The organism is Pseudomonas viridiflava (genome assembly GCF_900602065.1).
Taxonomy (GTDB): Bacteria; Pseudomonadota; Gammaproteobacteria; order Pseudomonadales; family Pseudomonadaceae; genus Aquipseudomonas.
The window spans coordinates 1-20,115 of sequence record NZ_UWFN01000245.1 but is presented as its reverse complement, the minus strand read 5'-3'; the positions used below and the strand labels follow the sequence as shown (position 1 = coordinate 20,115).

Below are 20,115 nucleotides of genomic sequence, written 5' to 3'. Positions count from 1 at the left end.
AAAAAAATAATCCGAGGCTAGGCCGCAACGACGGTGACCAGGTAACCAAACACCCTTTGCACACGCAAAGGCAGCACCTTGGCCAACAGATCCAGGCTGGCGTCCGGGTGATCCAGTGAGAACGAGCCCGATACCTGCAAACCGGCAACCGCGGGATCACAACGCAACACGCCGCGCCGGTAGCGATCGAGTTGCTCAATCACCTCCCCCAGTGGCATACGCTCGGCAATCAGCAGCCCTTTAGCCCATGCTTCGGCGCTTGACGGCACGTTGTTCAGCTGCCCGTTGCGGACACTGTCGAAGGTGAGTTGCTGACCGCCGTTGAGCCGGGTGCCGACGCCATGCAGCGGCTCGACCGACGCACTGCCCGCAAGTATTTGCACTTCGGTTCCCGGTCGACGTGGCAGATCCTGGCTGATGATCAACCGCGACAACGCTGCCGGCCGCACCCAGCCATTGGCCGTCTTGATGGCCGTCATGTCGCTGGTACCGGTATTCAATAACAGCCTGCCGAGGTTTAGCGTCATGTCTGCGCCACGAATATCCACCGCCGTGCGCGTATCCAGCTGCAGCTCAACCGCGTTAGCCAGCCGCAGTTGCCGCCGCTCGCCGGTAGCGGTGTGATAGTCGCTGAACAACTCCGGCAGCAACGCCCGCTCGCGCACGCTCAAGCCAAGACATGTCGCAACACCCAGGCCGACAAAGCCTTTAAGCAAGGTGCGACGCGAGCTTGTACTGCGTGCGTTCAACAGTTGCCGGGCATTGGACGCCGACACCGCATGAGTACCGTTGCGCATATCGCGACCAAGCCCGACCAGTCGCTGCCAGGCTAATTCATGCTGAGGGTTTTCATTGCGCCACTGCTGACAGGCGCGCTGTTCGGCGACACCACTGGTACCCGATTGCAGCGTAACCATCCAGTTCAACGCCTGGTCCAGCACGCTTTCGTCCACTGACTGATCACGAGCAGCCTGGCCACGACTCATTGACCGTACACCGCAAGATAGCAATGCCGATAGGCTTTGAGCATGGCCTTTTGCACCACGTTCACGCTCAAGTCCATGCGCTCAGCGATCTGTGGATAAGTCAGCCCGTCGAGCTGCGAGAGCAGGAAAATCTCGCGCACCTTCATGCCGAGTCCATCCAGTACCTGCCCGACAGCATCCAGCGCTTCAAGCACCAGCAAACGGGTTTCCGGCGAGGGCATGTGTTCCGGCTCAAGGATTGTCAGCGATTGCTCGTAAGCTCGCTCCAGTGCCTGCCGACGGAAATACTGCCCGCATAAACGGCTGGCAACCGTCGTCAGATAAGCCCGAGGCTCGCGGAAAATCGGCACGCTGCCACTGCTCAGAATCCGCACAAAAGTATCCTGCGCCAGATCCAGAGCCAAATCCTGCCCACCCAGCTTGCGCCGCAGCAGCTGTACCACCCAACCATGGTGCTGAGCGTAGAGCTCGCCCACAACGTGATGAGTAGAAGAGGATGAAGCCATCAGCGCGATATCCAGAGGGACTAAAGAAAGTCGCGCATGATAATACTTCTCATTCGATGCGGGTTAGGGTTTCTTTTGCTGATTTCTGGCTATCACTCTTACACGTAACGCGGTGCATCCATCCGGTCATGCAAAATACGAATGACCGTAATCCCATATGCTGAGATTCGGAAGTAGATTACATGCCGCTCGACGGTGCGGCGGCGGTAGCCTGATCGAATATAGTCGCAGGCCGGTGCAGTTTTCGGTGACTGAGCCAGCTCTGCGAAAGCCGTTGTTATTAGGTCTATGTAACGATTGGCCTGTGCCGTGTTCCATTCTTGAAACGTATGAATCCAGATGGCTTCCAGATCGCGCTCAGCAGCAGGCGTAAGACGGTATTCAGTCATGCGCTCTCAACATTCTCTGCTTGAATTCATCAGCACTGAATGGACGCGCTTCGCCGCTCGATTCGCCTTCGATAAGTGCAAGGCGGATCCCCTCAATCTCAGCACTGCGCTCCTGCTCGCGCCGAATCAAATCGCGGATATATTCGCTGTCATTTGTGTAGCGGCCTGCCTCAATCTGCGATTTGATCCAAGTATCTTGCTGGTCGGTCACAGTGATGGTTTTGCGTACGGTTCCCATAGCGATTCCCTTGGTTCGGTTATAGATGACGATTAGTTTGTCATACTATTGATGCGCAAGTGCGCACCGCTGGGCGCTGAGGCGTAGATCAAAATCGAAGGCAATGGAGGTTTCTGGGTTTAAAAACAATCTAACTATCTGAAAAATATAATTTCAGGAGAGCGGTGCTTGCCCGCGATCACGGTCATTCGATATACCTGATGCCCTAGGAACCTGAATCGCAGACAAGCGTTGGGCTCTATCAGGCGCTCAGTTTATTCAGCCTGACTTCCATCAACTCCAGCACATCACAGCTGTCTTGCAGCAACAGAAAAGCAGCCTCAGCGACGTGAGCCAACTGGTTTTCATCGGTGTCTTTGGTCGTGGTGCTGGCCAAGCAGCTCATCAGATTTTTGACTGCGCGCAGGCGTTGCGTGGCGCACAGGTGCAGGTCGGCCATCGGGGCTTCAGGGTTTATCGAAAGGACATTATTGGGAAATTGGGACAGCGGGATATTTTGTGTCATGCGAATAACTCCAGATCTATTGGAGCTGCCGCCGTCTTGTCGCCAAACAAGCTTGGGTGACAGCTGTACGCAGGTTGGCGAACCGGTCGCACGCACCCGGCAGACCCGAAGGTCTCCCACGCACAGCTGCCATAACGTTGCCCACAAAAAATGGGCAACCTAGCTCTGGAGCTGTTGCGCGCACAAATCGGATCGCCAAACCCGGTCGCTGATATGCAGCGACGGGGCGAATGATAGGTGCGGGGTTTGCCTCGCGCAACCGCTGTTAAAACCGATGTTGATACTGGGTGAAATTGCTTAATTGATAAGCCTGGATCAGACCTGCCCCCCATTTTTGCTGTGCAAGAGTGGCCGTCCCGTCTTCGACGCTGCGTTGTCGCGTAGCAAGCGCGCTCCTACAGGCGAAAAGTACTCCATCAGATAGCTAAATTTTGTGTGATAAGGACCCGGCAACGCGGGCTTGATCCCACCCGCTGAATAACCGCAAATTACTCAAGTAAATGCCCGACCTGCGGACATTCTGTGGACCCCACCTTCGTTTAATCAGTTGAGGCAGCCAGACCCGATGGCCGTTGTATTAGTTTTCATTGGTTTTCTCGCCTTTGCCTCGGGCTACATCGTCTCGCTTGAAGACCGACTTCAGCGCGACGGAAAGTTTTGCCCGTTCAGCGTGCGAACAAACCTCAAGGCATCTGTGCGAGCACGCAAAACCCTGATCTGGTTGGGAATGCTGATTTGGGTAATAGCGGGTGCAAGCTATCTCTGGGGACCGCCGCTGGAGGCCTCGCCGGAAGACCAAATCGGTGGGCTGGGCGTCATCGGGCTTATCTTCGCGTTCATGTATTGGGGTCGCGCAAGAGAGCACGAATTCCAGAAAACCGGAGCCTCGACCGACTCATACGCTTATCAGGAGGCGATCGAGCCTCATGAATGGTGGCCGATTGCATTCCGGGCTTTGGTTGATGTCACGAAGATTCTGCTCGTTCTGTTCTTGATGTATGCGATCAAGCGCTTGATCAATCTTTAGTACAGAGCACTCTGGCGGCGGAGCCTCTCAATCACCACCAGCACCTTGCTCAACCGGCTCTCCTTCGACAAATCCCCCTCCAGCCTGAGCACTTCACACCGGCGCTGCTCAAGCCAATCCCTATGCTGCTGCAAACTGCGGCCCGGCTCGATACCGGTGTCGTACTGCGCAGCCCATGCCAGAAACTCAGGGTTGGCAGCGCCGAAGCGTTGCTCTTCGCGCACCTTTAATCGCGCAAGGCGTATGTCGCTTGGAACGTAGAGGAAAACCACCAGATCGAAAGCATCTTCCAGCGCTTTGCCCCACCCCATTACCGAACCTGAAACTACAGCATTCGCGCTGGCACGCACATCAGTTAGCAATGCAGTACCGCGCTGATTCTTGGCGACCATCTGTTGATAAGGAGGGCTGGTGGGCAGCCACTGATAGTCATCACCTTCCAGATGCCGGGCCGATAATGCATGAGACAGGTCGCGACCTAATGTCGATGTGCCGGAGCCTGGTGCTCCAGTAATAAGGATGTGCATATTTTCGGGCCAATAGAGTATTGGAGCAGAGCGAGATCTGAATGCTAGTTGATTAGCACACGGTGATCTATGAAACATAGGCCCGCTTGACCTCCACTTAACTAGAGGTCTGAGACTGTCGGCTTTTCCACCTGGAGTTGTCCGATGTCCAAGCCAGAAACCACCCCTGCTTTCGATTTATCCAATCCGCCAGGCCTGTACGATCCCAGTTCAAATGGCTATTCCCATGTAGCCCGATTGCAGCCCCAGGCACAGCTTTTGTACATCGCCGGGCAAGGTGGCGAAGACCAGCAGGGTCAACTGTCTCCAGTGTTTGCCGAGCAAGCGAGGCAAGCGCTCGCCAACCTCGCTATTGCGCTGCAATCCAAGGGCGCCAGTCTCCATGACGTATTCAAACTGACGCTACTGATCGTCGATCACGACCAGCAAAAACTGGCCACGTGGGTCGAGGAAATAGACCGGGCATGGGGCGCGCCGATGAAGCCTGTGTGCACATTGATTCCGGTGCCGCGTCTGGCGCTGGACGGAATGCAGATTGAAATTGATGCCGTTGCCGCCATTCAATAGGAGGTTGTACGACGCCTTCCATGCTGTCTCCAACTAGACGTTCGACCTGTAGGCGCTCACCGAGGTTACGAGGCCAGCGATAGCGGAGTGTCAGACAGACCGCCATCGCTGGCCTCGTAACCTCGGTGAGCGCCTACAGGATTCGGGTCAATTCAGAATTGTATTTCAATGGATAGGACGTGAACTCAATAGAGCCTGAAACCATCAGGATTGGCCCCATCATCGCCAAACTGGCCGATATGCCGCATGGAAATAGCACACAGGTACCATCTGCGACACCACAACACCTTGACAACAAACCAGAAATAATTTGTCGCATGTTTTTCAAACCTGATAGCATCCCGCTACCCGTGATGAGCAGACGATACTTGAGTATCGCGCCTCAATGCTGTGCTGGATGAATACTGTTCATACAGCCGCACCTATGCAAACGAATCACAATTAGAGCAACCCCCGAGGTCTGCCAGCCCTGTTCCTGATTGCGCGCCAGCGCCTGAGACGATCGTGAGTTGTACGTCAACTGGCAACGTATGCCTTTTACGTTGACCGTGACCGGTTGGAAGAACCGCCAACCATCGCCTTCTGTTGAAACGATCCGGAACCTGAAAACGTCGCCGTACCTGTCCTTCAGTCGAGGGCGAATTCGGCTGCGCGCTATTCACGTTAGCTAAGGGGTTGCACAGCAGGTCGAGGCTTTCGATTTCCGAAAAGCACCGTCCGGGGTTTTCTTGTGAGCATTCATAGGGGCCTCACCATGTTGTTGAACAAACCTACGTCACGAAGGAAGTTTCTGCTTTCTTCCTTGATTGCATTACCTGCGATAGGCGTCGCCATTAAAGGCCTGAGCGCTGCGGAAGCAGCGGAGATGGTTGCGCCAAAACTTGAAGAATATCGTCCGACTTTTTTCAGCGCGGCTGAATGGGCCTTCATTATGGCGGCCTGTGATCGCCTGATCCCGGCCGGTGGCCGTGGCCCTGGCGCGCTGGAAACCAACGTTCCCGTTTTTATCGATCAGCAACTGGCCAGCGACCTGGGCAGCGAGATCTATCTGGAAGGCCCTTTCAAACTCGATGCCCCGGCAGAGATGGGTTATCAGATCCCGTACCGCCCGCAAGAGATCTATCAGAAAGGCATCAAGAGCGTTGACGCTTTCTGTCAGGACAAGCACCAGAAGAACTTCGCGTCGCTGGATGCAGCCAAGCAAGAAGACGTCTTGAAGCAACTGCAGAAAGGCGAAGTGAGCTTCAAGGCTTTTGGCGAAGACGTGCTCAAGTCCAAGCAGTTCTTTGGCGAACTGTTGAACCACACCAAGCAGGGCTACCTCTCGGACCCGATCTATGGCGGCAACAAGGGCATGAAAGCCTGGATCGCCATCGGCTTCCCCGGAGCCCGCGCCAGTTACGTGGAGTGGGTGACACAGCACAACGTCAAGTACCCCCTCGGCCCGGTCAGCATCAGCGGCCTGCGCGGTTGATCTCTTTTCGCCAAGCATTTCCAGCATAGGTTTCTCATGGCAAATATTACTAATGACGAAGTCGACGTAGTTGTCGTCGGCCTCGGCTGGGCCGGCTCGTTAATGAGCATTGAACTGGCTCAGGCAGGTTTGAAAGTACGCGCTCTGGAGCGCGGTGAAGATCGCAACAACACCGACTTCGCCTATCCGAAGCCAGCCGATCAGTACGCGTACGGCATCCGTAACAAGATCATGGCCACGCCGAAAGCGGCAGCAATGACCGTTCGCCACACCGCCAACGACGTTGCACTGCCGACCCGCAAATGGGGTGCTTTCGAGCCAGGCACTGGCGTGGGCGGTTCTGGTCTGCACTGGACCGGCGTATTGATTCGTCCGACGCCGACCGACATCAAGCTCAAGACGTATGCAGACCAGGCCTACAAGCCAGGCATCCTGCAAGAAGACATGCGCATCGGCGATTACCCGTTCACCTGGGATGAAATCGAACCGTTCCTGGACAAGTTCGACAAGATCTGTGGCCTGTCGGGTAATACCGGCAACCTGCAAGGTCGCATCATCGAAGGCGGTGACCCGTTCGAAGGGCCACGTTCCAGCGCATTCCCGTTGCCGCCCCTCGAAGACACCCTGAACTGCAAGATGTTTGCAGACGTGGCGCGCAAGATGGGTTACCACCCGTTCCCGAACCCGTCGGCAAACGTCTCTCAGGCGTGGACTAACCCGTACGGCAACCAGATCGCGCCGTGCAACTACTGCGGTTATTGCAGTAAGTACCCGTGCCTGAACTACTCGAAAGCCTCGCCGCAAACCGCGGTGCTGGACTCGCTCAAGCGCATGGAAAACTTCTCGTACCGGGTTAACGCCAACGTACTGAAAGTTGAACTGCATCCAGACGGCAAGACCGCCAAAGGCGTTACCTACGCCGACGCCGACGGCAATCTGGTGTTCCAGCCTGCTGGCATCGTCGTGTTGGCTGGCTTCCAGTTCGTCAACGTGCGTCTGATGCTGTTGTCCGGTATCGGCAAGCCTTACGACCCGATCACCGAAACCGGTACCGTTGGCCGTAACTACGCGTTCCTTAGCAACGGCGGTTCCACGCTGTTCTTCAAGGACAAGGAGTTCAACCCGTTCGCCACCGCCGGTGCTACCGGGCAGATGTTCAACGACGTTTCGCCAGGCAACTACGACGGCGCAGCACTGGGGTTCATTGGCGGCGCGAAGATCCACAGCTCGCAAGCTACAGGTGCACCTATCGGTACAGCACTGCCAAGCGGCACGCCGGATTGGGGCCAGGGCTGGAAAGAAGGCATGCAGGACTGGTATGGCCACTCGATGAAAGTGAGCATCACCACCAGCTGCCAGTCTTATCGTGGTCACTACGTGGACCTGGACCCGACTTACAAAGATCCATGGGGCCTGCCACTGCTGCGTATCACCTTCGACTGGAAACAGAACGAGCTGAAACTGCAGCAGCACTTGCGCAAGATCGTGCTGGATATCACCAAGGAACTGGGCCCGGACAGCTACAGCGAAAGCTTCCTGTCGATGGATTCGCATTGGGATATCACCAAGTACGTATCGACCCACAACGTGGGCGGCGCGGTCATGGGCGACGATCCGAAAACCACTGCGCTCAACCGTTATCTGCAGAGCTGGGACGTGCATAACGTCTTCGTGCCAGGCGGCAACGCCTTCCCGCAGAACTTCCAGGCCAACCCGACTGCATTGATCGGCGCACTGACCCTGTTCTCGGCTCAGGCCATCAAAGACCACTACATCAAAAACCCTGGCCCACTGGTTCAGGTATAAGGAGCGAGAACATGACATCCAAATCCCGCTCCCGGCTGCTGGCATTGCTGGCGGTCTGTGTAGTGCTTGCCCTGCTGGCCTGGCTGGTCAGTGTGTTCCTCAACAAATCGGGTGACGCGGCTGCGCAGATGACTCAGGAAGTGACGCCTGAGCTCATCAGCAAGGGTGCTTATCTGGCTCGCGCTGGCGACTGTGTGGCATGCCACACCGCTCACGACGGCAAAACCTTCGCGGGTGGCCGTGGTATCGAGTCGCCAATCGGCACGATCTACGCGACCAACATCACGCCGGATAAAGACACCGGTATCGGTGGCTGGACCTATGGCGACTTCGAGCGCGCAGTACGTCGCGGTGTCGGTCACGATGGCAGCGCGCTGTACCCGGCGATGCCGTTCCCGTCGTATGCCAAGGTTTCGGACGAAGACACGCAAGCGTTGTATGCGTACTTCATGAAAGGCGTTGAGCCGGTCAAGCAGGCGAATCAGGCCAACGATATTCCGTGGCCGCTGTCGATTCGCTGGCCGTTGGCTTACTGGCGCACGTTCTTCTCGCCTACACCTGAGTCGACCGTTGCACCTGTTGCGGGCACCGATCCGCAACTCGTTCGCGGCGCGTATCTGGTACAGGGCCTGGGCCACTGCGGTTCTTGCCATACACCACGTGCGCTGACCATGCAGGAAAAAGGTCTGGACGAGAAAAGTGCGGACTACCTGACCGGCGCCCTGCTCAACGATTGGGCTGTACCTTCGATCCGTGGCGTTGCTCACTGGTCGCAGGACGAAATCGTCGACTACCTGGGTTCTGGCCGTAATGCCAAAGCTTCGGTCGCCGGTGAAATGACCGACGTTGTGGCCAACAGCACGTCGCACATGACCGATGAAGATCTGCATGCGATGGCGGCTTATCTGAAGTCGTTGTCTGGCCCTGCTGACAAGAATGGCGAAACTGTTTATCAGCACAATGCTGAACGCAGCGCCGCCACGGCCAGCAAGTTGACCGCCGCCAAGGACCTGACCCTGGGCGAGCGTCTGTACCTGGACAACTGTGGCGCCTGCCACTTTGTCAAAGGCGAAGGCGCTGCACGGATCTTCCCGCGTCTGGACGGTGCTTCAATCATCAACGCCGAAAACCCGACCGCTTTGATCCACGTGATTCTCGCTGGCGCGCAAACGCCGTCCACCGCGAGAGGCCCGTCGATCCTGCCGATGCCAGGTTTTGCCCAGCGCATGAACGATGCAGAAGTTGCCGAACTGGCCACCTTCCTGCGTCAGGGCTGGTCCAACAAGGCACCTGCAGTGTCCGCGAAGCTGGTCCAGGAAGTCCGCACGGCCCTGGCCGAAGGGCATCCGAAGCAGCAGAAAAAGCTTGAGGCCAGCAACGAGAAGTAAGTTGTCTCGGTTGTAGCTAACGTTGTTCAGAAAGCCCGCCTCGTGCGGGCTTTTTGTTGGCGGCTCGACCCGTAGGAGCGGCTTTAGCCGGTCCCACTGGACAAACTGGATCTGTGGGAGCTGAGCTTGCTCGCGATAAGGCTGGATGCGGTTCGCCCGGCCAGTCCTACGGCATGCGCCAATCGCAAGATCACATCAACCCCGTGGGAGCTGAGCTTGCTCGCGATAAACGATAACGCGGTGTGTCTTCCGGCAAAGTCTCATGCATCGCGAGCAAGCTCGGCTCCCACAGGGTGGGTTCTATCCAGAAGGATCGGGCGGCAAGAAGTCGGCTCGATCTGGCACCCATAATTTGAGCCGATTACAGGCCTACATAGAATTTCCCGCAGAGATAGCATTCCACCTCAATCACCCTTCCCGATGCGGCAAGAACAGCTCCGCGACCAAGCCTCCTTCAGCCCGGTTGCGCAAGGTAAGGCTGCCGTCGTGGCTCATGGCGATGCGCTTGGCGATGCTCAGACCCAGGCCATAGCCGCCCGATTGCGGGTTGCGGGAGTCTTCGCCGCGAATGAAAGGCTCGGTAATCGACGCCAAAAGCTCCTCTTGTATGCCCGGCCCATGATCCTTGATGCGAACGAAGACGCCATCATCGGTTCTTTCCAGCGAGATCACGATCTGCCGGGCATAACGTAACGCGTTGACCAGAAGATTTTGCAGACAGCGATGCACCAGCACCTCGTTGGCATAGAGCAGCCCTCCTCGTCCCAGAATCGGCAGCGGCTCGTCAACGGTGGTCAGGTCTGCGCACAGCCGGGCCAGCAACTTATCGACATCGACCACCTGAAAGGACTGCTGCCTGGCGCTTTGCAGGTAGTCCAGCACCTGACCGATCATGCGGTCCATCTGCACGATGTTCTGCTTCAAACGCTCGCGATGGGTGTCCTCGGTGAGCCGCTCGATGCGCAGGCGCATACGGGTCAACGGCGTGCGCAAATCGTGGGAGACCGCAGCCAGAAAAAACGTCTGGTCGTTGACCATGGCGATCAGACGTTGCTGCATGGCATTGAAGGTTTGTGCGGCCTGACGCACCTCCTGCGGTCCCTCCACCACCAAGGGAGCCTGTTCGAGGTTATCGCCCAGACCACGCGCAGCATCACTCAAACGCTGCAGCGGACGCAGGCAGATTCGTACTGCCAGCCAGCAGATCGCCAACACCGCGAGAATGCGCAACACATAAATCCTGAGCACGTAATCGGCAATCAGCGCCCAGGCCGACTCACCGCTCCAGCCCTGCAATTCCTGCCCTTCGATATCCAGCCAATGCCCGTCGGCCAAGGGCACCGCAAAACGCACATGAGCCACCGCCGTGCGCAAGCCAAACAGGCTGCGCCAGACCACAGGTTGACCTTGTTCATCAGTGAGAGTGACCTTGAGAATCCGCGCTGGCTGATCATGCCCGAGCTCAAAAGCCAAGGCCTGCCTCAACAACAACTCGATGCGCCGCCGACCGCGCTTCTCCCCGGAATCGGGCTCGGGTACAGCGTCTACACAACTGATCCGATAGCGCGCAGGCGTGGCAACTGGTTCGGCTACGGTGCACCCGGCTTCGCCAATAAGACCCGCGGTGCGGCTCGCAATCAGACGCACCGGCGCTTCAAGCACCTGAGCAAAGCGCACATCAAACCAGATACTGCTGGATAGCAACTGGATCGCCAGAGTGCCGCTGACCATGATCAGCAGCAATTGCGCAAACAGTGTTTTCGGCCACAGGCGTTTGATGCGCGCGCAGATCTGCGCACGTGTCACCTCAGGCTCCCGGGCCGTGGGGCGTGATACTGAGCAAGTAGCCTTCATTACGGATGGTCAGGATTTGCACAACGCCGTCTTGGGTGTCCTTCAGGTGCTGGCGTAGACGACTGATGCACATGTCCACCGAACGATCGTCCGGCTGATAATCGCGCCCCAGCGCACTACGTGTGAGCTGGTCACGAGACAACACTTGTTCATGAGAGGCAAGCAGGTCGCGTAACACTCGATAGTCCGAGCGCGGCAAGCTCAACGACGGGCCTTCGGGTGGGCTCAATAGCCGTTTGACGTGATCAAGCCGATACCCGGCAAACTCCTGCAAGGCGCTGACGGGCGCTTTTTCCAGCGGTTCGTTGCGACCGGGACGACGCAGCACCGCCTTGATTCTGGCAATCAGTTCACGCGGTTCGAAAGGCTTGGCCAGATAATCGTCGGCACCGACCTCAAGCCCGATGATGCGGTCCAGCGCCGTGCCCTTGGCGGAAAGCATGATCACACTCAGCCCCGGCATCCCTTGCAAACGGCGGCACAGGCTCAGACCGTCTTCACCCGGGAGCATCAGATCCAGCACCACCAGATCCACCTTGTGCTGCTCCAGTTGCTCCCACATCTGCGGGCCGTCTGCCGCGGCAAGCACGCGGTCACCTGACTCACTCAGGTAGTCACAGAGCAGTTCGCGAATTTCGTCGTCATCGTCCACGACCAGCAGGGTCCTGGCCATTGGCTGGGGCATTGAAGCAAGGGGGTTCAGAGCGCTCATTACATTCCATTACATACCCGTACAAGCCGGGGATAGTGCTCAAAGTCACGGTGAATAAAATCGTATCAAAAATCATCTGCAAATACGAAACATTACCAGTGACGACAGTACATCATGACCATCCATTTCCCGCAATCTTCTGCACCCCGAGCGCAGTCGCGCAGCGCATTCAAACCCAAATACACAGCTCTGGTCATTGCGATGGGCCTGAGTGCGCTTTCAAGCCAGACCGTCTTTGCCGACGACACGGTTGAACTCGGAGCGGTCAATATCGAAGACAGCTCAATGCCGACCGGCGATGCAGCCGAGCAACTGGGCTATACAGTCAAAAGCACCACCAGCTCTACCGGCATGAAACTGACCCCTAGGCAAACCCCGCAGTCGGTCACGACCATCACCCATGAGCAAATGGCCGACCAGCAGATCACGAGTCTGGAAGACGCGCTGGAAACAGCTCCCGGTGTGACCATGAGCAAGTCGGAAGTGGGCGGTCGCACTGACTACCGTGCCCGCGGTTACTCGATCACCAACTGGAAAGTCGACGGCCTGCAATTCCAGGGCGGCTCCGACTTCAGCGGCGGCGGCAGCGCGCTGAACATGGACATGTACGAGCGCATTGATATCGTGCGTGGCGCCAACGGTTTGCTGGGCGGGACTGGTGATCCTTCGGCAACGGTCAATCTGATCCGCAAGCGCCCTGGCACCGAATTCGGTGGCAGCGCTTACGCCACCTATGGCAGCTGGGACAAGCGCCGACTGGGCGCTGACCTGAACCTGCCACTGTCCGAAGATGGCCGCCTGCGCTCACGCTTTGTGGTCACCCAGCAGGATGCCAACTCTTTCCGCGACAATCAGTCTGATCGCTCCCGCGCGGCGCTGGCCAACTTTGAATTCGACCTGAGCGATGCCACCACCATTGGCGCGGGCTACCAGTATGAGTACGCCAAAGTCGTCGGCGGCGGCTGGGGTGCCAACATTCCCATCTGGTACGGCGACGGCAGCGAGACCAACCTGCCACGCAGCACAAACGTGGTCCCAAGCTGGAGCTTTGGTGAGTACATCACGCGCACCGGTTTTGCCTCGCTGGAACACCGTTTCGACAATGACTGGACGCTGAACGTCAACGCCGCACAAAGCACCAGCGAAGTGCTGAACCATCGCGGCCTGGCCAAGGTGAACTCGTCCGGCGGCGGCAACTATGGCGGTTACTGGGATCAGGACGGCAGCGGTGCTGTGCTCAACGGCCTGCACAGTTCTACCGACACCACACAGCAGTCTGCACAATTTGACCTGACCGGTCCGTTCCAGCTGTTCGGCCGTAGTCATCAGGCGATGTTCGGTTACAACGACAGCCGCACGGTGTCCTGGTCTCCGCAGTACAACTGCAACCTGACCAGCGCTACCCGCACCAGCGCAACCTCGACCAACTGTCAGTTCCGTGCAAACAACGGCTTCCCGCTCAGCGACTGGACCAACGGCGTGGATGACGACTTTTACATGAACGCCTGGAAAACAGGTCTGCACACCAAAACCACCACGCGTTTGCAGGGCATGTATGCCGCCACCCGCCTGAGCATCACTGATCCGTTGTCGGTCATCGTCGGCGCCCGTGTCAGTGATTATTCCGCTACCACGATCAGCACTGCAGGCGCGCGCACCAATCAACAGGAAAGTGGCATCGTCACCCCATACATGGGCGCGGTGTATGACCTGAACGACAACTACTCGCTCTATGCCAGCTACACCGACATCTTCTCGCCACAAACCAGTGAAGATCAGGGTGGCAGCAAGATTGAGCCTATTCGTGGGCAAAGTTACGAAACCGGGATCAAGGGCGAATGGTTCGATGGTCGTCTGAATGGCCAGGCGGCGTATTTCCGCACGCGTCAGGACAACAAGGCTGTTGAAGACGGTGCCAACCTGACGCCAACCGGAGCCCAGGCTTACAAGGCAGGCTCGGGGGTGGAAACCGACGGTATCGACCTGGAGCTGGCGGGCGCCCTGACGCCAAACTGGAACGTCTACGGTGGGTACACCTACCTGCACTTCCGTCGTGAAGACGAAGGCAGCCGCGCTGATCCGTCCCACCTGTTCAAGGCTTCGACGACCTATCGCCTGTCTGGCCTGCTTGATCAGTTGACCATCGGCACGGGCGTTACTGCGCAGACCAACATCCGCACAACCTCGACTCCGGCAGGCATCCCCACCAACGGCGTTAGCCGCGGCCCAACCGACGTGAACTGGTCCGGCTACGCGATCTGGAACGCCATGGCCAAATACGCCATTACCGACGACACATCACTGACACTCAACGCCAACAACCTGTTCGACAAGCACTACTACAGCCGCTACGGCTTCTACGCGGGCGCAATTTATGGTGACCCACGCAGCGTGTCGATGACGCTGAGTACGGCGTTTTGATGGGGAGTTGATTGCATAAAAGAAGCCCGCTTATTGCGGGCTTTTTTGTGGAAGCAGAAATTCGTTGGCAACATCGTGCAAGAGTCTGATCATTGGCAAAATGAATTTTATAAGTAAATATCCGTGCATTACTTATAAAAGACCTATATTTTTCCTGTGAACACCATTAACTGGACACGTAAGGCCGTTAAGCAGCTCCTGAAACTGCACACACTGCATCAGCTCCAGATTCGCGATGCGGTGACCAGGCTTACCGTTATGCCGGACGTGCCCAACGTCAAGATGCTGGTGCGGCACGAACATGGATATCGGCTGAGAGTCGGTGACTACCGCGTCCTGTTCGATTGGGATGGCGCAATCAGGATCGTCAGCATACAAGAGGTCAAGAAACGTGACGAACGCACCTACTGACGTTCAAATCATCAACGGCCCGGATGGAAAACCGGCATTCGTGGTGATTCCTTACGCGCAATACGTCGCGCAACATAATAATCACAGCGACCTGATACCCCATGAGGTAGTGAGTCTCATCGTTGATGGTGCCTCACCTATTCGCGCCTGGCGTGAGCATTTGGGACTGACTCAGGAAGATGTCGCCAAGCGATTGGGCATCAGCCAACCTGCTTATGCACAACAGGAAACGGTCGCCAAGCCGCGCAAGGCGACCCGAGAAAAAATCGCGACAGCGTTCGGGATAGGTTCAGATCAGCTGGAGCTTTGAGGAGGGACTTCGAGTTAGCAGAGGTCAGCCTTGCTATGACATCGCACAGTTGTGCAGCGAACGAGAGTCCTGTGGGGGCGGTGTTTGGTCTGGGCGGCATTCCGACGGTGTGTCTTCCTGACGCGTCTCATGTATCGTCGGAATGCCGCCCAGACCAAGCACTGCTCCCACAGGAAATTCCATTTCAAGCCTGACTTTTGAATATTGCTGAAGAAAACAGCCTATTTACGACGAGGCCTCGAAACCACGGATTCAATATTCTTGCGCCCAATCAGCATTGGTTTTTGCGGCGCCTCTTGTGCCAGCCATTTGAACATCACCAGGCAATCGACGAACCCCAGGCGCGCATGTTGATAAGCACGCGGCAGGCGGCCGACGATGTCGAACCCGAGCTTCTGCCACAGCGCTACCGCGACTTCGTTGCTCGCCACTACCGAATTGAACTGCATGGCCAGGAAGCCGTTTTCAGTCGCGACCTTTTGTGAATGCTCACACATCAACCGGGCAACGCCGCGGCCGCGGGCGGCTTCGGTGACCATGTAGCCGCAGTTGCAGACATGACTACCAGGACCTGCCGCGTTGGCTTTGAGGTAGTAACTGCCGAGCAACACGCCATCTTCTTCGGCGATGAAGGTGTGCAGCGGCATTTCCAGCCAGAGGTACAACGCCTGTTCACGCGTCAGTTGCGGATCGTAGGCGTAGGTTTCCTGCGCAGCGACCACGCCTTGAAAAGTGGGCCAGAAGAGCTCGAAGTCATCGGCAGTCATGGGCCGGATATTGATCATGGGGCAACCTTGAAAAGGTGAGTCAGTGGGCAGGTTTCAGGTTTGAGGAGCATCCTGCAAAGGTTTCGTCGGACTTGATTCTGTAGGAGCTGCCGCAGGCTGCGAATAGCGGTCTGTCAGATGCACCTGATCGCAGCCTTCGGCAGCTCCTACAGAGGTGGATCCAAGCCACTGCTACCCCAACAGATGTTTGGATATAAGCTTCGAAATCTCCACCATCGACGTCTTCCCGGTGAACTCGAACTTCACCTTGCCCAGTGCTGAGAAGTAGATTTCCAGCTCGGAGTCCAGGTCGAAGGTGCCGGAGGTTTCAATAGAGTAGGCAACGATATTTTTATAGGGCAAGGACGTAAAGTCTTTCTTGCTGCCCGTCAGCCCCTGCACGTTGACGGCGATGATGCGCTTGTTGGTAAACACCACGCCGTCGCGCATGGATTTGTAAGAATCAATCACGTGCTCCCCGTCCAGCAATAACGCGGTCACGCGCTCGGCGTACTCGTCGTTCTGCTTGAGTTTGAAGAAGCCCTTGTTATTGAAATCGATCATCCACTGCCCCTCGTTTGTAAAGTAATCTTCCCGGATTTGAGCAGGCATGTTCAGGCAGCGCCGCACGGGTTTCAACAAGAGAATATCTGCATGGCAAAAACCACTACCGACCTTACTGCGCGGGACGTCTATCAACTCCTGAAAGATATCGCCCTCGAAACGCGAACGTTACACACGGTGAACACCCGCAAGGGGTACATCAACGTCGAGGTAGATGGCTGGCAACTCACACTGATCAGTGAAGGCAACATGCTGAGCTACTGCGAGGCGTGCCAATCTCCTGAGGGTAATCTCGGGACAGCGGACCATTGGCAGCGCTACGGCACCGACCCGGTCAAGCTGCTGAGCATCTGGGAACACGAACAACTGCGACGGCTGCTGAAGTTATCCACAACTCAGGAATAAGCCCCAACGACCCAGTTCACTTTCTTCAGTGCCGCACGCAGTGTCGGCATGTCCACTGAGCCGAGCGCCAGACGGATCGCATGCGGCACCTGAGCAGACACCGCAAACGGCTCCGCCGTGGACACCGAGATGTTCTCGCGCATCAACGACGCCACAACCTGATCCGCTCGCGCATCCTCGGCCAATGGCAGCCAGGTGAAATACGAACAGGGATGGCTGACGCAATTCAATCCGCACAGCAGCTCATCGGCGAGCAATTGCCTGGCTTGGGCATCTGCACGCTTCTGCGCTTCCAGCGTGCTGACTGTGCCGTCGTCCAGCCAACCGGTGGCAATCGCGGTCATCACACCGGCGGTGTTCCAGGTCGTCGCTCTGATGACACGCTCCAGCGCCCCGACGAGCGAAACCGGGGCGGCAATGAATCCAAACCGCAACCCGGTAGCGACGCTTTTTGACAAGCCAGACACATACACCGTGCGCTCCGGTGCCAACTCCGCAAGAGGCGGCGGAGGATTAGGGGCCAGAAACGCATAAGCCGCGTCTTCGATAATATGCAGCGCGTGTTGCCGGGCGATGGACACCAGACGCTCGCGCTGCTCGATATCCAGCACCCAGCCCATCGGGTTATGCAGCGTTGGCATGCTGTAAATCCCACGCACCGTTCTCTTTCGGCAAAGCTTTTCCAGAGCATCGAAATCAGGCCCTGAAGCCGTGACCGGGATAGGCAGAACTTCCAGGCTTAGTGATTCAGCCAACACCTTGAAGCCCGGATAGGTCAACGCATCAGCCGCGATCACATCGCCGGGTTTGAACAGCGCCATCATCGCCACCGCCAGACCATGCTGAGCGCCATTGACCAGCAAAACCTGCTCTGACTTAACCGTAAGCCCGCGATTGTGCAGATGACGCGCAACGGACGCCCGCTCGTGGGTACGCCCCGCATGAGGCTGGTAGCGCAACAGCGATTCCAGATCCCCGGACAACGCGAGTTGGCGCAACGCATTGCGCAATAAATCGGCCTGGCCTGGCAACGACGGGTAGTTGAAATTGAGATCGATGACGCCAGTCGCCACCTCTGGCTGATCAATGCCATGCCCCAGTGGTAATGAGGTCTCACGAACGAAAGTGCCGCGCCCCGCTTCACCACTCACCAGGCCCATGGCCTCAAGCTCCGCGTAGACCCGAGACGCCGTAACCAACGCCAAACCTTCCGCCGTGGCCAGGGTTCGGTGTGTGGGTAAACGTGTGCCCGGCGGCAAACGTCCCGAACGAATATCCGCCGCAAAAGTATCCACCAGTGATTTGTAACGGGCCAATGGCATGTGGAACTGTATCCATGACAATTTTTTGATTGTACTGATACTCGACCCTAGGATGCCTTTACGCAACCCGACCAGAGTGTGGCCCGCATGGAACAAGCATCAACTGCAAAAATCCCGTCCATGGAAAACGCCACCCGAGGATGGATCAATGGTCTGATCGGCGTGGTGATCTTCAGCGGTTCATTGCCTGCTACGCGCGTAGCGGTGCTGGAATTCGACCCGGTATTTCTGACCGTCATTCGTGCAACCATCGCAGGCATTCTGGCGCTGTGCATGCTGCTGCTGTTCAAGGAGCGGCGTCCCGCCCGCCATCAACTGCTGTCGTTGTTGATCGTCGCTATCGGGGTGGTCGTCGGTTTCCCGCTATTAACCGCGCTGGCGTTGCAGCACGTCACGTCCGCGCACTCCATCGTCTTCCTCGGCTTGCTACCACTGGCGACAGCTATTTTCGCTGTACTGCGCGGTGGCGAGCGGCCGCGTCCTGCCTTCTGGTTTTTTTCGGTGCTCGGCAGTTTGATGGTGGTCGGCTTCGCTTTCTCCCAAGGCTTGAACGCCTCTGCCACCGGAGACATCCTGATGCTCTTGGCTATTCTGGTCTGCGGGTTGGGTTATGCCGAGGGTGCCAGATTGTCCAGAGCGCTGGGGGGCTGGCAGGTGATCAGTTGGGCGCTGGTATTGGCCCTACCGGTCATGGCAACGCTGAGCTTGCTGCGGAGCCCACCGTCATTTTCGACCATCAGCCCCCTTGCCTGGCTGAGCCTGGGCTACGTGTCGTTGTTCAGCATGCTGATCGGCTTCGTGTTCTGGTATCGCGGCCTTGCCCAAGGCGGAATTGCGGCTGTTGGGCAATTGCAGCTGCTGCAGCCTTTTTTTGGGCTCGCGTTAGCGGCGACATTGCTGCATGAGCAGGTAAGCGCCGGGATGCTGGGGGTGACGGTTGCGGTGATTCTTTGTGTGGTGGGTGTAAGAAGGTTTGCACGGTAGGTGACACGGCGCAATTCGGCCCTGGTGACCCGGCATCGCGCTGTCTTGCGGCAAACATTGGTTCTGTAGGAGCTGCCGAAGGCTGCGATGGCGGTATGTCAGGAGTAATGCTTCGCAGCCTTCGGCAGCGCCTACAAAAAGCGCATTTCAATTCGATGGTTTGCAGTTTTTGATGACAGCGAACTTGTTCGCGAGAGGCGGCAAGCCTGAATCGCCGCATCAAGCCTCTCGGCAACAAATTACCTCCTATCTGACTGCCCGCTGCCTGGCCAAGCGCATCAATCCAGCACAACGGTCTTGCCGTCCAGTGTGATGCTGTCAGCACGCATTTCATCGACTCTGAATTTACCCCGGTACCCGGTCACATCAACCTTTTTACCTACCGCAAGCCCATCTGCGGAAACACCGTGGGATCTCATGCGTGCTGGAGGCGTCAAAATAACCGTCCAGGTTTTCTCATCTGTTCTGAGGCGCATCGTGACGTAGGGGTTGGAGTAGCTTGACGCATCAATCGTCCCACTGAGCTGCTGCGGTTTAGTGGTGTCGTACTCCGTCCATCCATACTCGGCGAACGCGGCTGATGCAGTCAGTAACCATGGCAATGCAAAACTTTTAAGCCAGACGTTCATGATGCTTTCGCTCCTGCGAAATACGGCTTACTCCAGTCCGGCGGTGGCAAGTGGACAGCAAAAATCCCGATCGAGATAACGCCGCGTACAGATTTAGCTTAGTCGTGTTGCGTGCTCAGGACGGCTTTACGGATCGCTAGCGGTGATAATGCCAAACTGGCAACTGTCCCCTTTGAGTTGACAGTAAAACGCTTTCCAGCCGATTTATCCTTTATTCGAAGACCTTTAATCTGGCCTCAAGTTGAACGACGCCACTTACTACTTACCTACTTCGATAAAGGATTCCACCATGACTAACGCCACTTACAACCGCCTGAACAAAG

At 57.0% G+C, this 20,115-nt stretch carries 22 protein-coding genes; 10 read left to right on the top strand and 12 right to left on the bottom strand.

The features are described 5' to 3' along the window. Nucleotides 1–17: 17 nt before the first annotated feature. From EE949_RS13155 to EE949_RS13135, 5 genes are all read right to left on the bottom strand, one after another. Nucleotides 18–986, bottom strand: a complete 969-nt coding sequence (locus tag EE949_RS13155) for a DUF4880 domain-containing protein (RefSeq protein ID WP_122664680.1) — start codon at nucleotides 984–986, stop codon at nucleotides 18–20. Next, a complete protein-coding gene (locus EE949_RS13150) occupies nucleotides 983–1,492 on the bottom strand; it encodes a sigma-70 family RNA polymerase sigma factor (RefSeq protein WP_122664679.1) in 510 nt (169 codons plus the stop codon). The genes EE949_RS13155 and EE949_RS13150 overlap by 4 nt, the downstream gene beginning before the upstream one ends. Nucleotides 1,493–1,590: 98 nt before the next feature. Further along, entirely contained in the window at nucleotides 1,591–1,881 is a 291-nt protein-coding gene (locus EE949_RS13145; protein WP_122664678.1) for a type II toxin-antitoxin system RelE/ParE family toxin, read from the bottom strand. After that, entirely contained in the window at nucleotides 1,874–2,119 is a 246-nt protein-coding gene (locus EE949_RS13140) for a type II toxin-antitoxin system ParD family antitoxin (RefSeq protein WP_122664677.1), read from the bottom strand. Before EE949_RS13140 ends, EE949_RS13145 begins: the two co-directional genes overlap by 8 nt. A gap of 241 nt (nucleotides 2,120–2,360) precedes the next feature. Beyond that, nucleotides 2,361–2,624, bottom strand: coding sequence for a hypothetical protein (locus EE949_RS13135; protein ID WP_122664676.1), 264 nt, complete (start codon nucleotides 2,622–2,624; stop codon nucleotides 2,361–2,363). Between the two features lie 565 nt (nucleotides 2,625–3,189). On the opposite strand from EE949_RS13135, the gene EE949_RS13130 reads away from it, so the two are divergent. Beyond that, complete coding sequence (locus tag EE949_RS13130; RefSeq protein WP_122664675.1) at nucleotides 3,190–3,651, top strand: hypothetical protein; 462 nt, start codon at nucleotides 3,190–3,192, stop codon at nucleotides 3,649–3,651. Here the strand turns inward: EE949_RS13130 and EE949_RS13125 are convergent. Beyond that, on the bottom strand, nucleotides 3,648–4,178 hold the full coding sequence (locus EE949_RS13125) for an AAA family ATPase (protein ID WP_122664674.1): 531 nt from the start codon (nucleotides 4,176–4,178) through the stop codon (nucleotides 3,648–3,650). The genes EE949_RS13130 and EE949_RS13125 overlap by 4 nt on opposite strands. 144 nt (nucleotides 4,179–4,322) lie before the next feature. On the opposite strand from EE949_RS13125, the gene EE949_RS13120 reads away from it, so the two are divergent. The 4 genes from EE949_RS13120 to EE949_RS13105 all read left to right on the top strand — a co-directional run bounded on the left by EE949_RS13120 (nucleotide 4,323) and on the right by EE949_RS13105 (nucleotide 9,413). Continuing rightward, complete coding sequence (locus tag EE949_RS13120) at nucleotides 4,323–4,745, top strand: RidA family protein (protein WP_122664673.1); 423 nt, start codon at nucleotides 4,323–4,325, stop codon at nucleotides 4,743–4,745. 754 nt (nucleotides 4,746–5,499) lie between these two features. Further along, nucleotides 5,500–6,219, top strand: a complete 720-nt coding sequence (locus EE949_RS13115; protein WP_122664672.1) for a gluconate 2-dehydrogenase subunit 3 family protein — start codon at nucleotides 5,500–5,502, stop codon at nucleotides 6,217–6,219. Nucleotides 6,220–6,255: 36 nt separating this feature from the next. Beyond that, nucleotides 6,256–8,025 (top strand): GMC family oxidoreductase, encoded by a 1,770-nt coding sequence (locus EE949_RS13110; protein WP_122664671.1) that lies wholly within the window; start codon nucleotides 6,256–6,258, stop codon nucleotides 8,023–8,025. A gap of 11 nt (nucleotides 8,026–8,036) precedes the next feature. After that, entirely contained in the window at nucleotides 8,037–9,413 is a 1,377-nt protein-coding gene (locus EE949_RS13105; RefSeq protein ID WP_122664670.1) for a c-type cytochrome, read from the top strand. Between the two features lie 408 nt (nucleotides 9,414–9,821). Here the strand turns inward: EE949_RS13105 and EE949_RS13100 are convergent, their stop codons facing one another. Next, nucleotides 9,822–11,144 carry an ATP-binding protein gene (locus EE949_RS13100; protein ID WP_240350559.1) on the bottom strand — a complete coding sequence of 441 codons (1,323 nt, stop codon included), beginning with the start codon at nucleotides 11,142–11,144 and terminating at the stop codon, nucleotides 9,822–9,824. Nucleotides 11,145–11,220: 76 nt separating this feature from the next. Beyond that, the gene (locus EE949_RS13095; RefSeq protein ID WP_122664668.1) at nucleotides 11,221–11,940 is read right to left on the bottom strand and encodes a response regulator; all 720 of its coding nucleotides are present in this window, start codon (nucleotides 11,938–11,940) and stop codon (nucleotides 11,221–11,223) included. A 240-nt stretch (nucleotides 11,941–12,180) separates the two neighbouring features. On the opposite strand from EE949_RS13095, the gene EE949_RS13090 reads away from it, so the two are divergent. The 3 genes from EE949_RS13090 (at nucleotide 12,181) to EE949_RS13080 (ending at nucleotide 15,121) form a co-directional block, all read left to right on the top strand. Beyond that, complete coding sequence (locus EE949_RS13090) at nucleotides 12,181–14,400, top strand: TonB-dependent siderophore receptor (RefSeq protein ID WP_122664718.1); 2,220 nt, start codon at nucleotides 12,181–12,183, stop codon at nucleotides 14,398–14,400. A gap of 156 nt (nucleotides 14,401–14,556) precedes the next feature. Next, complete coding sequence (locus EE949_RS13085; protein WP_122664667.1) at nucleotides 14,557–14,811, top strand: type II toxin-antitoxin system RelE family toxin; 255 nt, start codon at nucleotides 14,557–14,559, stop codon at nucleotides 14,809–14,811. Beyond that, the gene (locus EE949_RS13080) at nucleotides 14,750–15,121 is read left to right on the top strand and encodes a helix-turn-helix domain-containing protein (RefSeq protein WP_122664666.1); all 372 of its coding nucleotides are present in this window, start codon (nucleotides 14,750–14,752) and stop codon (nucleotides 15,119–15,121) included. Before EE949_RS13085 ends, EE949_RS13080 begins: the two co-directional genes overlap by 62 nt. Nucleotides 15,122–15,342: 221 nt before the next feature. Here the strand turns inward: EE949_RS13080 and EE949_RS13075 are convergent, their stop codons facing one another. After that, nucleotides 15,343–15,906: a GNAT family N-acetyltransferase gene (locus EE949_RS13075; protein ID WP_122664665.1), complete on the bottom strand. Its 564-nt coding sequence runs from the start codon at nucleotides 15,904–15,906 to the stop codon at nucleotides 15,343–15,345. 174 nt (nucleotides 15,907–16,080) lie between these two features. Then, the gene (locus EE949_RS13070; RefSeq protein WP_122664664.1) at nucleotides 16,081–16,452 is read right to left on the bottom strand and encodes a PH domain-containing protein; all 372 of its coding nucleotides are present in this window, start codon (nucleotides 16,450–16,452) and stop codon (nucleotides 16,081–16,083) included. A 90-nt stretch (nucleotides 16,453–16,542) separates the two neighbouring features. Between EE949_RS13070 and EE949_RS13065 the strand changes: the two genes are divergently transcribed. After that, complete coding sequence (locus EE949_RS13065) at nucleotides 16,543–16,857, top strand: DUF7693 family protein (RefSeq protein WP_122664663.1); 315 nt, start codon at nucleotides 16,543–16,545, stop codon at nucleotides 16,855–16,857. Here the strand turns inward: EE949_RS13065 and EE949_RS13060 are convergent. Further along, on the bottom strand, nucleotides 16,848–18,179 hold the full coding sequence (locus tag EE949_RS13060) for a PLP-dependent aminotransferase family protein (RefSeq protein ID WP_122664662.1): 1,332 nt from the start codon (nucleotides 18,177–18,179) through the stop codon (nucleotides 16,848–16,850). The two genes, EE949_RS13065 and EE949_RS13060, sit on opposite strands and share 10 nt — an antisense overlap. An 87-nt stretch (nucleotides 18,180–18,266) precedes the next feature. On the opposite strand from EE949_RS13060, the gene EE949_RS13055 reads away from it, so the two are divergent. Next, on the top strand, nucleotides 18,267–19,163 hold the full coding sequence (locus EE949_RS13055) for a DMT family transporter (protein ID WP_122664661.1): 897 nt from the start codon (nucleotides 18,267–18,269) through the stop codon (nucleotides 19,161–19,163). 278 nt (nucleotides 19,164–19,441) lie between these two features. Here the strand turns inward: EE949_RS13055 and EE949_RS13050 are convergent, their stop codons facing one another. After that, the gene (locus tag EE949_RS13050) at nucleotides 19,442–19,792 is read right to left on the bottom strand and encodes a DUF6152 family protein (RefSeq protein ID WP_122664660.1); all 351 of its coding nucleotides are present in this window, start codon (nucleotides 19,790–19,792) and stop codon (nucleotides 19,442–19,444) included. Between the last annotated feature and the right edge of the window lie 323 nt (nucleotides 19,793–20,115).

What these genes read in the sequence shown, in the direction of transcription:
- EE949_RS13155 (WP_122664680.1), bottom strand. Translation starts at nt 986, where the DNA reads ATGAGTCGTGGCCAGGCTGCTCGTGATCAGTCAGTGGACGAAAGCGTG.
- EE949_RS13150 (WP_122664679.1), bottom strand. Translation starts at nt 1,492, where the DNA reads ATGGCTTCATCCTCTTCTACTCATCACGTTGTGGGCGAGCTCTACGCT.
- EE949_RS13145 (WP_122664678.1), bottom strand. Translation starts at nt 1,881, where the DNA reads ATGACTGAATACCGTCTTACGCCTGCTGCTGAGCGCGATCTGGAAGCC.
- EE949_RS13140 (WP_122664677.1), bottom strand. Translation starts at nt 2,119, where the DNA reads ATGGGAACCGTACGCAAAACCATCACTGTGACCGACCAGCAAGATACT.
- EE949_RS13135 (WP_122664676.1), bottom strand. Translation starts at nt 2,624, where the DNA reads ATGACACAAAATATCCCGCTGTCCCAATTTCCCAATAATGTCCTTTCG.
- EE949_RS13130 (WP_122664675.1), top strand. Translation starts at nt 3,190, where the DNA reads ATGGCCGTTGTATTAGTTTTCATTGGTTTTCTCGCCTTTGCCTCGGGC.
- EE949_RS13125 (WP_122664674.1), bottom strand. Translation starts at nt 4,178, where the DNA reads ATGCACATCCTTATTACTGGAGCACCAGGCTCCGGCACATCGACATTA.
- EE949_RS13120 (WP_122664673.1), top strand. Translation starts at nt 4,323, where the DNA reads ATGTCCAAGCCAGAAACCACCCCTGCTTTCGATTTATCCAATCCGCCA.
- EE949_RS13115 (WP_122664672.1), top strand. Translation starts at nt 5,500, where the DNA reads ATGTTGTTGAACAAACCTACGTCACGAAGGAAGTTTCTGCTTTCTTCC.
- EE949_RS13110 (WP_122664671.1), top strand. Translation starts at nt 6,256, where the DNA reads ATGGCAAATATTACTAATGACGAAGTCGACGTAGTTGTCGTCGGCCTC.
- EE949_RS13105 (WP_122664670.1), top strand. Translation starts at nt 8,037, where the DNA reads ATGACATCCAAATCCCGCTCCCGGCTGCTGGCATTGCTGGCGGTCTGT.
- EE949_RS13100 (WP_240350559.1), bottom strand. Translation starts at nt 11,144, where the DNA reads ATGGTCAGCGGCACTCTGGCGATCCAGTTGCTATCCAGCAGTATCTGG.
- EE949_RS13095 (WP_122664668.1), bottom strand. Translation starts at nt 11,940, where the DNA reads ATGGCCAGGACCCTGCTGGTCGTGGACGATGACGACGAAATTCGCGAA.
- EE949_RS13090 (WP_122664718.1), top strand. Translation starts at nt 12,181, where the DNA reads ATGGGCCTGAGTGCGCTTTCAAGCCAGACCGTCTTTGCCGACGACACG.
- EE949_RS13080 (WP_122664666.1), top strand. Translation starts at nt 14,750, where the DNA reads ATGGCGCAATCAGGATCGTCAGCATACAAGAGGTCAAGAAACGTGACG.
- EE949_RS13075 (WP_122664665.1), bottom strand. Translation starts at nt 15,906, where the DNA reads ATGATCAATATCCGGCCCATGACTGCCGATGACTTCGAGCTCTTCTGG.
- EE949_RS13070 (WP_122664664.1), bottom strand. Translation starts at nt 16,452, where the DNA reads ATGATCGATTTCAATAACAAGGGCTTCTTCAAACTCAAGCAGAACGAC.
- EE949_RS13065 (WP_122664663.1), top strand. Translation starts at nt 16,543, where the DNA reads ATGGCAAAAACCACTACCGACCTTACTGCGCGGGACGTCTATCAACTC.
- EE949_RS13060 (WP_122664662.1), bottom strand. Translation starts at nt 18,179, where the DNA reads ATGCCATTGGCCCGTTACAAATCACTGGTGGATACTTTTGCGGCGGAT.
- EE949_RS13055 (WP_122664661.1), top strand. Translation starts at nt 18,267, where the DNA reads ATGGAACAAGCATCAACTGCAAAAATCCCGTCCATGGAAAACGCCACC.
- EE949_RS13050 (WP_122664660.1), bottom strand. Translation starts at nt 19,792, where the DNA reads ATGAACGTCTGGCTTAAAAGTTTTGCATTGCCATGGTTACTGACTGCA.